Here is a 13,602-nt window from a genome sequence, read left to right on the forward strand (position 1 = left end):
TTCGGCCCGGTGGTCAAGCGGTTAAGACACCGCCCTTTCACGGCGGTAACACGAGTTCGATTCTCGTCCGGGTCACCACCAGCCCCTTACATTTTGTGAGGGGCTTAGTTAATACTCAAAACCGCCGGCGTGGTGGAATAGGCAGACACAAGGGACTTAAAATCCCTCGGACTAATACTCCGTACCGGTTCAAGTCCGGTCGCCGGCACCATAAAAACCAGATGCCCTAAAGGGTATCTGGTTTTTATTTTTCCAGCAATTAGGCGACCGGACTTGAAGACGAGCGAAAAGAAAACAGTCCGGTGGACTGTTTTCCGCGAGAGAGCCACGCATACTTATAGCTAAACACACGCCGCACAAAACGAGCTGTAACACTTCCCCGCCGCAAAACATAGGTCACCGGCACCCATCACAGCGACCGGACTTGAAGGTGACGAGAACGACCGCCGCCGGGGGCGGATGAAGGGAGTTCGAGGAAGCGCAGAAACAGGGAGTTCAAGGAAGTGGCTTTAGCCGCAACGCTGAACGACCATGTTTCAAACGGAGAGCGAAAAGAAAACAGTCCGGTGGACTGTTTTCCGCGAGAGAGCTACGCAAACTTATAGCTAAACACACGCCGCATAAAACGAGATGTAAGGCTTCCAATCCGCAAAACTGTTTGGCAGTTAAGATTTAAAACAGCAAAAATCATTTATAGACAAACACAAACTTTTCTGCTATGATTAGGTTAATCTAACTTTTAGGAGAAATTGATATGAAGCTTATGCCTGCTCTGCCCGAGAGTATTTTTGACATTTGTTATCTTGTTTTCGCGATTGTCAGCGGTGTTCTGCTGCTTAAAAATTCAAAAGGCAGAAAGTACGTCCGAATTTTCGGAATAATGACCTTGCTGCTCGGCTGCGGCGACGCGCTTCATTTAGTGCCGAGAGTGCTGAATTACTGGACTGACGGCGACTATACCGCCGCGCTCGGTATCGGCAAGCTGGTCACGTCAATCACAATGACACTGTTTTATATTCTGATTGAATACGCTCGCCGCGACAGGTACAAAATCGCCGGCGAAAAAGGCGTGTTGGCAAGCGTTTGGATACTCGGTATAATTCGAATAGTGCTTTGCTGTTTTCCGCAAAACGGATGGACAAGCGCTGAGCCGTCGCTGTTGTGGGGAATTCTCCGCAATATCCCCTTTGCCCTGCTCGGAATTTTGACGGTAGTGCTGTGGCTTAGAAGCGCAAAAAACGACAAGCCGCTGAAGCTAATGTGGCTTGCGGTAACGCTGAGCTTTTTGTTCTACATTCCGGTTGTGCTTTTCGCGCAGACAATGCCAATGATCGGAATGTTAATGCTCCCGAAAACCTGTATGTACGTCTGGATGATTGTGATGATCAAAAAGGCAGGCAAATAAATTTATATTACAATACCCCTGACAAGCGTTTGCCGCTGTGTTAGGGGTTGATTTTTACTTGTTTTCTTCGTTTTGATTTGCCGCGCGTGACTCCTGAATCCGCTTGATTTCGCTTTCCATAATATCACCGAAGCTCTTTTCGTCGAGCTCGAGAGTTTCCTCGGCAACGGTAGATTTATCCGCGAAGGCGTCGAAAACCGCCTGCTTTTCGGCGAGCATTTCCATAATCTTTTCGTCTACAGTGTCCTCGCACAAAAGGCGGTAAACAAGCACATTGCGCGCCTGTCCCATACGATAAGCGCGCGAGATCGCCTGATTTTCAATCGAGGGCTTGAATTGCGGCTCGCAGAGGATAATCACGCTTGCAGACTGAATGTTAAGTCCTGTGCCGCCCGACTGAATTTGCGCGGCGAGCACTGCGCCCGGCTGTGCTTTGTCGAACTCGTCGACCATCTCCTGACGGCGCTGCGGTGGTACCGAGCCGTTAATCGGGCCGACGCACTTGTCGCCCAACATTCCGCGCACCTTTTCGATTGTGTCGAGGAAGAACGAAAAGACAATTACCTTTCTTCCCTCTGCCTCGGCTTCCGCCAAAAGCTCCTTCATACGGTTTGCCTTGCTTGACAGCGACACATCGTCCACATTCCAGCTTACGCGCCTTGCGCCTGCAAAGTTTTTGGACAGCACGGCATCCTCGTAACACTGAACCTCCTCGCCCGAGAGCGTGCACCACTCCTCGGTCTCGGTTTTGTCGGGAAGCTCGGTAAGCACGTCCTCGCGCTTTCTGCGGTAATACACGGGCGCTACCGCCTCGCGGAACTGCGGAGCGGACGACATAAACGCCATGCGCTTTATCTGCGTTGCGACGTCGGGGTTTAACACCTCGATAAGCGAAATCATCTCGTCAACCTTGTTCTCGATTGCCGTACCTGTCATAAACAGAATTTTCTCAGCCTTTTGGCAGAGCTTTCTGACGTTGACCGTGCGCTGCGCGTCGCGGTTTTTGATGTAATGCGCCTCGTCAACGACCATATAGTTGTATTTAAAATTATCGTCAAGCTCAATCGCGCCCGTGGTTTCGTAGGTGGTGACCGCAACTCCGCCTTCCTCAATCCACTTTGAAACAGAAGCACTGCGTGAGCTGCCGTGTACCATAATCACACTCAAATCGCTGTGCTTGTTAATCTCTCTGCACCAGTTTGAGAGCACGCTCGCAGGGCATACAACAACAAAATGCGTCGCACCTTCGTTGCGAAGCGAAACCATCGCGGCGATGGCCTGAACGGTTTTTCCCAAGCCCATCTCGTCACCGAGCAAAACCCGCTGTTGGTGAATTGCGTACTTAACGCCCCACTCCTGATATCTTCTCAACTCGCAGCGCAGACCTTCGAGGTTGAGCGGCTGCTGCTGAATTTCGTGCGCCAAATCCTCGGGCAGACCGTAAACGCTGCCGCTGCTGCCGACGCGCTCAGGGCAGACTTCCTCAAGCACGTTCCAAAAGCGGACTGTGTCGCTTTCAAACCGTGCCCACGCCTCGTTTGTCGATACCTGAAAATTGCCGCGGATATTATTCGACAACTGCTTTAGGTTTGCGGCGTAGTCGCTCTTTTGCAAACGCACAAGATACTGATACGCCTGCGTTACCTCGGCTTTTTGGTTAGAGTTGTAAAACAGCCAGCGCACTCCGTTGCCGACGTTTATAAGCGAATTTTCTGCTGCGTCGGTTTTGGGCTTGAAGGTTTCCTGCAGCTTATAGTAATCGCGCAGGCTGTCTTTGCGCAGAATATACGCGGAAATCTCCTGCACCAGCGCTGTTGAGTCGGGGTTTTTATCGTCAGCGCTCAGCTTTATTTTTACCGTGTTTGCCGACTCGTATAGATACTCGTTGAGCTTGGTTTTAATCTCACGCGCGCCCTCGGCGCTGATACCCTTAACCGCCTCAAGCTTCGAGGGCGCGGCGGCGTAGATATCCGCCAAGGTCTCATAGCCGCAATCGCGAAGGGTTTTTACTCGGATTCCGCCCTTGCCGCGGTTAAGCTCCTCAACGGGAACGCCCTTTAATATACTCATAATGTCTCGCGCGGCGACGCGGTTCGCGGCGTTTCTGATATTTTCTTTGCTCTGCTCAATAGCCTGTTCTGCCGAAAGGAACGGCTGCAGCAGGCTGCGGTGACCTTCAATTGCCGTCGATAACTTGTGAACCAAATTGCCCTGCATAAGCTCGGGCGCCATGTGCGCGAACGCTTCTCCGAACGCCGTGCGGTTGTTTTGGAACTCCTGCCAAGCCGCGTTTGCAGGGAGGTTTTTTATTTGAGTAGTCTGAGCGTACAGAGCCGAGATATTTTTCGCCTCTATGCTCCTCAGAAATCCCTCAGCCGCGCGGTATGCTTGCACCGTCTCCTCCTTTGTCTTTGAGGAAGAAAACATCCAGCGCAGTCCGCTGCTGCCTGCCGAAAGGCTCTGCCGCATGGAATTAATCATATTGTCATTTTTCTGCGCCGTGGTGCTAATCTGCTGTGCTATGGGACTGAGCTTCATCCACATACTTATATCGTTAATTATCCGCTCAGCTCCGCGCAGGCTTTCGGGAGCGTCCGTGCCGCGATTAAGTTCGTCGCGCACAAAGTTATCAAATGCGCGGTAGCCTATCATCTGCCGCGTCTGCGACTGCGCGTCCTGACGGTACTGCTCGGGAAGATTAACAATCTCCCTTTGCATATTCTGCAAAGCGTTAAGCTGAACAATCAGTTGTTTAGCGTCGTTGGAAGTAAAATCTCTCGCCATAATATCCCTCCAGGTTTTATACTAATACTATACCTCATTTTGAGCTAAAAAGGCAAGTGTTTTGTTACGGTAATTGCATATATTGCCCGAAGTTGTTAAACTGCACAGTTATTGAAAAAATATTTATTCATTTCGGCAGTTGCTTTTATGTCGCCGTTTGTGTTACCATATTTTTATATACAACTTTTCAAGAGGGTTTATAATGAAAAAGCTTTTTGCCGCAGTGGCGTTTATTATTGCAGCCGTATTGGCTGTACCACCTGTTACGGCGGCGGAAATCCCCGACGAGGCGCTGGGAGTTTATTCCGTAATCACTGACAAGGACGGCAGCGAACAGATTGCCGGAGCTCCCGACGTTGACCGCGTTGAGGAATCGCAGGAATATAATCTTTACGTCGGCAGCAAGGAGGCTTTGAGCGTAGGCGCCTCGGGCAGCTCAGACAAACGCTTTCACGTGGAGTTTATGCTCCCCGGCACTACTAAACAAGTGTACCTTACGGGACTTTGCGCCGAGAATGTTGATGATATTCAGCAGGCAATACTTGCCAACTACATTGACAATCAACCGTTCGACTTTGAGGATTTAAATTTTATTGACGCAGAAAAGCTCAAGCCCGAACAAAGCGACACCTACCTTTGCTGGGCGGCGTCCTGCGCCAATATGCTCACCTACACCGGCTGGGCGCAAAAGGCAGGCTTTAAGAACGAGGATGAGGTTTTTGACCTTTACAACAAATCATTCAGCAACAACGGCGGCTTTCAGTACTACGGTCTGGCGTGGTTCTTTAACGGGGTAGCATTGGGCAACAACATCGGTATTACCGCTCCGAAAATTAACAATTATCCCAACTCAGGCGGATATTTCAGCCAATACGCCTATGATACGGTCTGCAACTGGGAGCTTATCCGTTCGGTCAAGCAGCTAAATAATATGGAGGAACGGATAAAAAGCGGCTGCGGCGTATCGCCGGGAATCGGGATCTATCTCAACGGCACACTGAGAGGCAGTCACGCCATTACGCTTTGGGGATTTGTGACCGACACCTCGCTCGACAAAAATAATATCGACCGTTTCCGCCATGTGTTTATTTCCGATTCAGATTCCGATATGGTTGAAAAAGCCGACCGCACGCTCGCTGATAATAAAATCCATATGAAACCCGCTTACGATGACGGCACAGGAAGGCTCTGCTTTGACTATGACGAGTACGAAGAACCGCTCACGGCGGTTTTTGAGGACTATACATATCTGCTGCCCTACAAGAGCGATATTCCGCGCGAGTGGGATATGGCAACCAAGCGCAACAAGGTAAAATACCCCGACCTTACTTTTGGTCAGATGACTTTGTCCGAAAAAAAATACGACTCAGAGCAGGTGACCTTGTACGAAAGCGGAAAGAAGGTTTATTTTAGCTATGAAGTTGAAAACGCTTCCGATAAAACCTACTTCTCGGATGTCAATGTCAGACTCAACGTTGTCAACGAAAAAGGTCAGGAGTTCCTAAGCGACAGCGTAAGGATCTCCAGACTCTGGCTGAGTATGGCTTCTATAACGGAGAAAAACTACGGCGAGCTTGCAAAGCTGCCTGCCGGCGATTATAAAATCACCTATAAGGTCAACGAAAATCATCCTGTTACGGAAGCGTATTACTACAACAACACCTACACCCTTGATTTTAAGATGCGCGACAGCTACACCTTGGGCGATTGCAACAAAGGACGCTGATGATAAAGCCGCCGAACGCGGAAACATCATCGACGGCGAGCTTGATGTTAACGACGCTACTCTCCTGCAAAAATATATCGCGAATTTTGACGTTGACTCGCCCATCGGAGAAAAACGTTTGCACACGGTGATTTAATAAAATTTAATACCGATACGCGAAAAGCCCGGACATTCGTTTTGTCCGGGCTTTATTTTTTAATATGCTACCGAGCCGTAGCCTACGATGTACGAGCTGTTAAGGCTGTATGATTTTTCCGTCACGCGCGAGTTAAAGTATTCCTCACCTGTCGCGTTGCCTTCGCTGGTGTAGACTATGCCGTTCTTAACGCCGGTTACAATTCCGACGTGCGTTCTGAAATCAGGTCTGCCGAAAATAATAATATCTCCGGCTTTCGGCGTGTATTTTCCTCTGTCGTGCCACTGCTTTTTTGCCTTGAGGTTATCAGCCCAAACGCCGACATTGACGTGCCAGCCGTACTTGCCGAGGTCAACCCTTGCCTCGCGCAACAGCCAGCCTGCGTACATTGCGCACCACTGGTCGGGCTTCCACATGGCTTTCCAGTATTTGTCGCCTTTGTTTCCGTACTGCATATGCGCCAGCTCGACAATCTTTTGCTGTGCCAGTTTTTTGGGAACGTAATGCACCGGAACATACGATGACCATACGCCCTGAGAATTGCCGTTCAACGCCCTGACCTGATAATAATACGGTCCTATCGCAGAGATTCCGTTATCCTCAAAATATGTATTTGAGCCGGTGTAAATACGCTGGCTTTTATTGTTATAAAACCTTACCAGTTCGTATTTATCCGCTCCGGAAACCTTGTTCCAGTGGATGTTGAACCTGTCGTTTTGGCTGTAATTAACGCCGTAGGTCGGAGCTTCAAGCCTTGTAACGCTTTTTACGCTCGACACCGTGTAATCGTTATTCGGGAAAACCGCGTGTATCTCAACGTCAAATACAACGCCTGATTTCGGGTTTGATATATTCCAGTATGTGTTCGCGGTCGGCTTAGGAGCGCATACCCACTTGTCCGATAAAGACGTTTTATACCAGAGGTAATACATTCTCGCCCCGGGAGCGCTTGTCCAGTTGATGTTGATGAAGTTACTGAAATTCCTTAACGCTCCGACCGACGGAGTAGGCAGTCTTTTGGTTACGGGAGAATAATATCCCGGGTTTTCTTTGTCGGCAACCGCCCTGATTTGGAAATAGTATGTGGATTGCGGATTGATATTTTTTAAGGTGTGCGACGTTCCGTTTACAATAACGCTGTGCCAGCCTGTGCCTGCCTGCAAATAAAACAGCTCGTAATTCCGCGCTTCGCTCACTTCATCCCAAGTCAGCGAAACTGTGCTGTCATTAGTCTTTGCAGACAAGTTCTTCGGTGACGGCAGTTTTTGTGTTGCCGCTCTTTTGTTAACCGATGAATAATATCCCGGGTAACCGTTTTTGTCGAGCGCTCTTATCTGAAAAAAGTATGTGTAGTACGGGCTTACATCCGTGAAGGTATGCGCCGTGCTCTCGACAATTACGCTGTGCCAGCCTGTTCCTGCTTGCTGATAGAACAGCTCGTATTTATCCGCGTCGTCAACTTCATCCCAAGTTATCTCGACGGTATCATCAACTGTGTTTGCCTTGAAATTACGCGGAGAAGTGAGCAGAGCCTTTGCCTGCCTTGTTTTTACGGACGAAAAATAGCCGTAATTTTTTTCGGCGTCAATCGCCCTGATTTGGAAAAAGTAAGTGTCGTAAGGACTGACATCTGTAAACGTGTGCTTAGCACCCTCTACAACAACACTCTGCCACGTTGTTCCTTCCTTTTGAAAGAACAGCTCGTAACTGCTTGCGTTATCGACCTCACCCCAAGATATCTCCACAGTGTTGTCAACTGTATTTAGTGTAAAATTAGCAGGTGACGGCAGCTTTGAAGCCGCTGACGGGCTGAACATCCCTACAACTAACAGGCACAAAACGGCTGAGACCGTCACAAGCAATAATGAAATGCGCTTATTTATTTTAATTCCCCCTCGGTCAGTTAAAAATTCCCAATACATATAATACCACAAATCAGCCGATACAGTTATCCAAACTTTTCTTACCGATTTTGTCAAATTTGTATAAATACATTTTAAAGGAAATACCGTTAATGCTTAGAGTTTTTCATCGAACGGTTAAGAAAACAATTTTTCCAAATCAATATATTCACACAAAATAGCGGAGTAAGCGTTTTCTTTCCCCGGCACCCATGTGTTTCTCGACACGCGTGTGTTGATACTGCTTTGATTTTCCCAGTTAAAATTGCCTTCGATTGTATGAACCTTTGTAACCTGTCCGTTTGCGTTGGTCTCTACCGATTCTACAAAACCGATGTGCAGCCGTCCGTCGCTGCCGGGATATTTATAGAATGACGTGGTGAACAAATCTCCGGGCTTTGGAATATATCCGCTGCTGTACGCGCTTTTTAACGCGCCTTTTGCTTTCGCCTGCATTGCTATTTCACTCACGTGAATACAGGGCTTAATAGGATCTTTTATTTTTACCTTAGCCGCGAATTGATCGATCATACACCACGCGAATTCAGCGCACCATTCAAAGCTTGCTGTTACGCCGATGCCTGATTTGGAGTTAATATATTTTACATACGAGGTGTTCGAATTACCTGTTTGCGATTGTAATTGCTTTATCATGGTGCCGCGAAAAGTGGTTGCCGCGACAGACCACGCGCCGTAAGCGGTGCCCTTGTCCTCTGTCGCGTACATCGCTCTTATCTGATAGGAATAAAATCCGTTTGAAACCGCAGCGGCTTTGTCAACGTAAGATGTTCCCGTGGTATAAATATACTCATAACCCGAAACGCCTTTTTTCGTTTTTACAATTTGGTATTTATTCGCGCCAGGGACCTTGTTCCAGCTCAGCACCGGATTGCTGTTCGGCATTGATAAATTTAAGTTGGCAGGGCCGATAAACGTCAGACTTTTCGGCTTTGAAAACGGCCCGTAGGCTCCGCTGCCAATCGCGCGAACCTGAACGTAATACAAAACGCCGGATTTTACGGTAAACATCGGGTAATAGTTATTTGCAGTAGTTGCCGACTGCCACTTTGACGCGGAAGCCGCCTTTATATATACCGCGTATTTTACAGCTCCTGCAACCCTGCTCCACTCAACACGCATTCCGTTTGATTTGTTAGAAAGCGACACCGACGGCTGAACAAGCCTGAGAATAGTACCAACCGCCGACCATTCGCCGTATGCCGTTCCGCTGTTTTCCGTTTCGTATACCGCTCTTACCTGATAGTAATACGCCGTGTTTCCGTAAACATCGCGGTCAAAAAAAGCTGTGCCGGTTGAATAGTAATAGATGTATGAGGACGCGCCGTTTTTCTTTTTTGCTATCTGATATTTATTTGCGCCGTCAACGCTTTTCCAGCTCAGGTTAACTCCGTCAGAAGCATTTGACAGCGTTACGGCAGGACGTCCTAAAAATGTTATTGCCTTTACCTTTGAATATTTGCCGCTGACCTTTCCGTTAACCGGGCGAACCTGAACATAATACAGCTTGCCCGATTTAGCGTTGAGTATCGGGTAAAACGTATTCGTTGTTGAAGCCGTTGTCCATTTTGTATCGTCTGACGACCTGTAGTATACAGCGTACCTTGCGGCTCCGTTTACAGCGTTCCACTGCGCGCGGATTCCGTTTGACTTGTTCACAAGCGACGCGTTTGTCTGCGCCAATGTGACTACCGAACTAACCGGCGACCAGGCTCCGTAAGCCGTTCCGTTGTCCGCCGTGGCGTACACAGCCCTTACCTGATAATAATATGTATTTGCCTTTACAACGTTTTTGTCCGTAAATGTATTCGAGGTCGTTGTGAAGTAAGTAAAAGCTTTATCTCCGCTTTTCTTTTTTGCTATCTGGTACTTATTGGCTCCCCCGACGCTGTTCCACACACAAACATTTGAGCTGCCGTTAAAGTTAATCTCCGTGTTCCCGGCGCGCGCAATATACGTCAAGCTTTTTTCCACTGATTCATATCCGCTCACTTCGTAACGACTGACAGCCTGAACCTTTACAAAATAAAGCGTTCCCGATTCCGTTTCGGGAATAACACAAGTTGTATCACCGGTTTCAAGGGTTGAGTAACCGTTATTGAAAGCGCTTTTATAATAGACAACATAATATGACGCTTCATTTATATCTGTCCATAAAGCCGTTAATCCGTTCGCGGAATTTAAAAGACTGAGAGCCGGAGCGGCAGGCTTTTCAACTGCTTCGCCGGGTTCCTCGGGAGGCTCAGTGTTTTCAAAAGAATCTGTTCCGAGCGGAGCTTCATTATCGGCAACGTTTGCCGCGGTAGTTTCAATTTCAATAGTAAATTTGCTTTCCGCTTCGGTTGTCGAAGCAACCTCCAACGCGCCTGCCGAAAACGGAAATATATAAAACACGCTCAACACAACAAATGGCGCTATCCAAAACAATCTTTTCATTTCTTCTTCTAACCTCCATAGCAAGCAAATAAAACTTGTTTATTATATAATACCATAATTTTACAAATAATACTGCCTAAAAATCTATTGACGGTTTTGTCAGCCCTGCACAAATATATCTTTTTCTGCATTATATCACGATTAGTTTTATGTTTTTATCGTTCAAGTTGAGGGTAAAATCGTTAATCCTAAAAATTGACCGTTCAAACTGAGGGCAAAATCGTTAATTCTAAAAATTGACCGTTCATGCTGAGGGCAAAATCGTTCATCTTAAAAATAATCATTGCGGGTTATAAAACACACAGAAAAAAGTGGCTTAAACGTACTGTTTAAGCCACTTTGTTTGGTTGCGGGAGTGGTGTTTTTTGGCTTAAACACTGACTTCCCGCCTATTTGCTGGTTTATCTGCTGGTACTACCTACGCGATAGCCAAATTGTTCTTTTTCATATACTCATTAGCAACGTCTAAATGTTCCTGTTCGTACTTATCGAAGCAATCACAATAAACATTTAATGTTGTTGTGATATCCCTATGTCCGAGGATTTTTTGAAGCACTTTAGCAGGCATTCCGCCCTCAATGCACCTACTTGCATATGTATGACGAAGTGAGTGAAGATTAACCTTGCCCGAAACAGAGTTATCAAGAATTTCGCCCTTTTTCATCAAAGACCAAAACTGATAATTAACTTGTTGTGTAGTCAAGATTTTTCCGACAGCGGAACTAAACAAACGTCCGCTTGTTCTGTCCCCAATGATCTTCTTAAAGAAAGCCAATAGATCATCATTGATGTGAAGAATTCTTGTTCCTGCTTCTGTTTTTGTATTATCGTTGATAACAGCTTCTTTGAACTTGTTTCTTGAAACGGTCTTATACACAGTGATTGTCTTTCTCTTGAAATTGATATCCTCAACATCAAGAGCACACACTTCTCCGCCACGCATTCCTGTGAACATTGAAATCATCATAACTTCTGAATAACGAATGTTACCGCTTTTGAGAACTTCGAGCAATCTTGATTGTTCATCAATCGTCAATCCGCGCACCTTAACTCGTTTCTGTTTTGACTTAGGTATTTTGAAGTCGGCAAGCGGATTTTCACTAATAACGTTCTGTTTAACCGCTCTTTTCAACACCCAATTCAAAAGCTGATAAATCTTATCAATGCAGGATTGTGCGTAATGAAGTTTCTTTTTGAAAAAATCCTTGATTACCTTTTCCGTGATGTCCTTTATCTCCATTTCTGATATCTCGGACAGCATTTTCAAAGTTTCCAGCTTACGGTCATAGGTAGATTCCGAAATCTCGTTAAGCTCCAGCTGCTCATCAATCATCGCTACGGCGTAGTCATGAAAAATAACACATTCTTTTTCTATGTACTCGCCAAGGATTGATTTGTATTCAATCTCACGGAGCTTATCGGATACTTCAGTTTTCGTCCTTCCGGAAACTGTCTTGCGCTGGGTTTTTCCGTTCCCCAAATCAACAATAAATTCGCCTACATATCGCTTGCGATTTTTGTCGTAGTATAAAGTGCCTTTGCCTTTAGGACGACGTTTTTTGTTTTTCTGTGATTTTGCAGTTGCCATATATGTTAAATCCTTTCTAACTGCAAACACAGAGGATTTCCTTATTACTAATATTTTAGCATGGCTAAATCCTCTGTGTCAACGTGTTTTCAAACTTATTTTTGAATATGTTTTTGTCTTAGCTTTTCCTTAAACTCTGCGCTTTTTTGCCCAGTCAAGAAATGCAGATTTTAAGACACGCATATTCTTGCCTACCCTTACAAGTGGAAAATCAGCACGCTTCATAGTGTTGCGAGCTGTCACTGTTGAACAATGAAGAAGATTAGCTACATCACTTGATGATAAAAACTCCAAGCTATCTTCTTTATTATGATTCACGCTCATAATGCTCCTTTCTCTGAAATACAAGAAAACTATTTTGTTTCTTCTAATTCAGGCTTAACTTCATCTTTAAAGAAGTCGTTGAAATTTGTATAATTATCTCTATATTCTTTACCATTATTTTTTAAAAACTCTATGCAATCCCTATTAGGGTTATATTCATTTTTCATATAATTTATTATCGTTTTAATGCTTTCGTTAAGTCCGGTTTTACCCCAAATAGTTAATATCTTGTATAATGCAGTAATAACACCTGATGATTTTAATAAATATAAAAAACTCTTTGATAATTCTGTATTTTTCGTATTAACGCTCTTAAACAATACAATAGAATTGTCGTTTTTCATTTCAATAATTTTCTGCATAAAAGGAGTAGGTACATACTTATCGTTTTCAACTGTAACAAAATAAAACTTCTGAATGAAAAATCCTAAAATAATTTCTTTAAATTCTGTTTGACAATTAGTATTCAATAGTGCTTCTGTTAAATCGTGTGCATAATCTTTTTTTATTTCTAATTCAAATCTGATTCAATCATTATATTCATTGACTTCTGAACGTCTTGACCTTTGATTGCTTATTTGCTCGTGCTTCTTGTCATAAATTCGCATATACAAAGGACTGTCGCGTTTACCGAGATAAATTGTTTGAAATTCAGAGCCTTCAGTTATTCCGTGAATCGAATGGCTCTTCGCAATCTGTTCAATTTTTCTATTGCGCTCTCTCATAACCATAATTTTCAATTCTTTATTGTTATATTGATTTTGAATTTCGGTTATATTTATACCTTCGTTTATAAAATCCAAAGCAATATCAATGCGAGAACAACGAACTTCATATATTTGCGATTGCATTTTCTGCAATACTTCATAAACATAAAGATTGGTCTGCCCTTGATAGTACGCAAGCGCTTGAGCAGAAAATTTAACAAGAACGCCCATTCTTGCATATTGATGATGATAATAAATCGCAAAAGAAAAATCATGATTACCGTAGGTATATCCTATTGAATATCCGGAAATTGCTTTTTTCATCAGGCTTTTTTCACCTAAAATGTCGATTAGATTTAGGCTTTCTTCCACCTCGAGTATGATTTCACTCGCAATGTCTCTCCAACGATGATTTTTGTTATTCAAAACATCGTCGTGAGCCAACAAAACGATCGTTACTTGGTCAATTCCTGCTTCTATCACATATTTTCACCTCCAAATCATTAAGTATACCCCGTATTCACCAACCGGGGTATGCTTAAGACGCTCTTGATTATATTCGTATAAAAAAGACTAC

General features: G+C 45.1%; 10 protein-coding genes and 2 tRNA genes. 5 read left to right on the plus strand and 7 right to left on the minus strand.

Going from position 1 to position 13,602, the window contains the following annotated elements:
* Window positions 1–3 precede the first annotated feature (3 nt).
* From AB1I50_RS06900 to AB1I50_RS06910, 3 genes are all read left to right on the plus strand, one after another.
* Window positions 4–78 (plus strand) — tRNA-Glu (locus AB1I50_RS06900).
* Window positions 79–123: 45 nt separating this feature from the next.
* Window positions 124–211 (plus strand) — tRNA-Leu (locus tag AB1I50_RS06905).
* Between the two features lie 543 nt (window positions 212–754).
* Window positions 755–1,405 (plus strand): hypothetical protein, encoded by a 651-nt coding sequence (locus tag AB1I50_RS06910; protein ID WP_407723311.1) that lies wholly within the window; start codon window positions 755–757, stop codon window positions 1,403–1,405.
* A gap of 54 nt (window positions 1,406–1,459) precedes the next feature.
* Here AB1I50_RS06910 and AB1I50_RS06915 read toward each other — a convergent pair whose 3' ends face one another.
* Window positions 1,460–4,189 carry an SNF2-related protein gene (locus tag AB1I50_RS06915; RefSeq protein WP_407723312.1) on the minus strand — a complete coding sequence of 910 codons (2,730 nt, stop codon included), beginning with the start codon at window positions 4,187–4,189 and terminating at the stop codon, window positions 1,460–1,462.
* 202 nt (window positions 4,190–4,391) lie between these two features.
* On the opposite strand from AB1I50_RS06915, the gene AB1I50_RS06920 reads away from it, so the two are divergent.
* Both AB1I50_RS06920 and AB1I50_RS06925 read left to right on the plus strand, forming a co-directional pair.
* Complete coding sequence (locus AB1I50_RS06920) at window positions 4,392–5,915, plus strand: hypothetical protein (protein ID WP_407723313.1); 1,524 nt, start codon at window positions 4,392–4,394, stop codon at window positions 5,913–5,915.
* Window positions 5,860–6,051: a hypothetical protein gene (locus AB1I50_RS06925; protein ID WP_407723314.1), complete on the plus strand. Its 192-nt coding sequence runs from the start codon at window positions 5,860–5,862 to the stop codon at window positions 6,049–6,051. Before AB1I50_RS06920 ends, AB1I50_RS06925 begins: the two co-directional genes overlap by 56 nt.
* 59 nt (window positions 6,052–6,110) lie before the next feature.
* Here AB1I50_RS06925 and AB1I50_RS06930 read toward each other — a convergent pair whose 3' ends face one another.
* The 6 genes from AB1I50_RS06930 to AB1I50_RS06955 form a co-directional block, all read right to left on the minus strand.
* Window positions 6,111–7,889 carry a fibronectin type III domain-containing protein gene (locus tag AB1I50_RS06930; protein WP_407723315.1) on the minus strand — a complete coding sequence of 593 codons (1,779 nt, stop codon included), beginning with the start codon at window positions 7,887–7,889 and terminating at the stop codon, window positions 6,111–6,113.
* Window positions 7,890–8,090: 201 nt separating this feature from the next.
* Window positions 8,091–10,406 carry a phage tail protein gene (locus tag AB1I50_RS06935; protein ID WP_407723316.1) on the minus strand — a complete coding sequence of 772 codons (2,316 nt, stop codon included), beginning with the start codon at window positions 10,404–10,406 and terminating at the stop codon, window positions 8,091–8,093.
* A 418-nt stretch (window positions 10,407–10,824) separates the two neighbouring features.
* The gene (locus AB1I50_RS06940; protein WP_407723317.1) at window positions 10,825–11,994 is read right to left on the minus strand and encodes a tyrosine-type recombinase/integrase; all 1,170 of its coding nucleotides are present in this window, start codon (window positions 11,992–11,994) and stop codon (window positions 10,825–10,827) included.
* 129 nt (window positions 11,995–12,123) lie between these two features.
* Entirely contained in the window at window positions 12,124–12,318 is a 195-nt protein-coding gene (locus AB1I50_RS06945; RefSeq protein ID WP_407723318.1) for a helix-turn-helix domain-containing protein, read from the minus strand.
* Window positions 12,319–12,347: 29 nt separating this feature from the next.
* A complete protein-coding gene (locus tag AB1I50_RS06950; RefSeq protein ID WP_407723319.1) occupies window positions 12,348–12,680 on the minus strand; it encodes a hypothetical protein in 333 nt (110 codons plus the stop codon).
* A 165-nt stretch (window positions 12,681–12,845) separates the two neighbouring features.
* A complete protein-coding gene (locus AB1I50_RS06955) occupies window positions 12,846–13,508 on the minus strand; it encodes a replication initiation factor domain-containing protein (RefSeq protein WP_407723320.1) in 663 nt (220 codons plus the stop codon).
* Window positions 13,509–13,602 lie beyond the last annotated feature (94 nt).

The sequence above is a fragment of the Ruminococcus sp. NATIVEDY161 genome (assembly GCF_045819895.1).
GTDB lineage: Bacteria > Bacillota > Clostridia > Oscillospirales > Acutalibacteraceae > Ruminococcoides.